3 tRNA genes and 2 rRNA genes are annotated in these 1,373 nt (G+C 55.7%); all 5 read right to left on the bottom strand.

Features of this window, described 5'->3' with window-relative positions:
* Positions 1 to 473: ribosomal RNA gene (locus tag HOP51_RS20850) — 23S ribosomal RNA — on the bottom strand; the annotation flags it as partial.
* A 230-nt stretch (positions 474 to 703) separates the two neighbouring features.
* Positions 704 to 792, bottom strand: a tRNA-Ala gene (locus HOP51_RS20845).
* A 16-nt stretch (positions 793 to 808) separates the two neighbouring features.
* Positions 809 to 884: transfer RNA gene (locus HOP51_RS20840), tRNA-Ala, on the bottom strand.
* Positions 885 to 1,083: 199 nt separating this feature from the next.
* Positions 1,084 to 1,160 (bottom strand) — tRNA-Ile (locus tag HOP51_RS20835).
* Positions 1,161 to 1,253: 93 nt separating this feature from the next.
* Positions 1,254 to 1,373, bottom strand: a 16S ribosomal RNA gene (locus tag HOP51_RS20830); the annotation flags it as partial.

The following is a 1,373-nucleotide window of genomic DNA, read 5'->3' as shown; positions in this document are numbered from 1 at the left end:
TCTTTTCGCCTTTCCCTCACGGTACTGGTTCACTATCGGTCAGCCAGGAGTATTTAGCCTTGGAGGATGGTCCCCCCATGTTCAGTCAAGGTTTCACGTGCCCCGACCTACTCGATTTCACGACACTCAGATTTCGGCTACGGGACTATCACCCCCTATGGTCAGGCTTCCCAGCCTGTTCGCCTATCAGTTGTGCCGCTTAAGGGCTAGTCCCCGTTCGCTCGCCGCTACTGGGGGAATCTCGGTTGATTTCTTTTCCTCGGGGTACTTAGATGTTTCAGTTCCCCCGGTTCGCCTCCCAACACCTATGGATTCAGTGTGGGATACCCTGCTTGTGCAGGGTGGGTTTCCCCATTCGGAAATGCCCGGGTCACAGGTCGTTTGCCACCTCACCGAGCCTTATCGCAGGCTACCACGTCCTTCATCGCCTCTGGCTGCCAAGGCATCCACCGTATGCGCTTAATCGCTTGACCATATAACCCGAAGGGGTCTGGTCTGCGATCACGTACGACAATTGCCGGATACGCTTGAGACGTATCTCTTGCGTTTTCTCCTTGCGGAGAAAACTGTCAGCATGATTCACATTGTTAAAGAGCAGACTGTCAATCGACAGTCATAAGCCTGACATCGCACAGAACGAGGATGGCTTATGACTGCAGATCCGATCAGGGTAGACTGTGGGGTGGTGACGCATCAGGAAGTTTGGTGGAGCCAAGCGGGATCGAAGTCGTGCGCGACCCCGGCGCGACCACCTGTCGTGCAAGGCAGGCGCTCTCCCAACTGAGCTCTTCCGGCTTTCCGAGGAAAGTGGTGGAGCCAAGCGGGATCGAACCGCTGACCTCCTGCGTGCAAGGCAGGCGCTCTCCCAGCTGAGCTATGGCCCCGAAAGTAATTTGTGTGAGACTAGGCGAAAGACGACGACGTATAGCCTGCTATACGAGGAGTCTTTCAACGACGTATCACGCAAATTTGGTGGGTCTGGGCAGATTTGAAATAAACCCGGCGACCTCACCCTTCTCTTTACAGAACTTCCGGGGGTGCGCTCTCACCAACTGAGCGACAGCCCCGGCCGAAGCTCGAGAATGGTGGGTCTGGGCAGATTTGAACTGCCGACCTCACCCTTATCAGGGGTGCGCTCTAACCAACTGAGCTACAGACCCATTGGTCGCGCTGGGTCCATACCCAAACAGTCTTTGCTCTGGCCGATCAGGTAATTCATTGTGAGCACTTGCCGCGAGGCGTGAATCGTCGGTTAAGGAGGTGATCCAGCCGCAGGTTCCCCTACGGCTACCTTGTTACGACTTCACCCCAGTCATGAACCACACCGTGGTGATCGCCCTCCCGAAGGTTAGGCTAACCACTTCTGGTGCAGT

This window comes from Billgrantia zhangzhouensis (assembly GCF_021404465.1).
In the GTDB taxonomy this organism is placed as follows: domain Bacteria; phylum Pseudomonadota; class Gammaproteobacteria; order Pseudomonadales; family Halomonadaceae; genus Halomonas; species Halomonas zhangzhouensis.
Note: the sequence above shows the minus strand (reverse complement) of the source record. Positions and strands in the feature narration are given on the sequence as shown.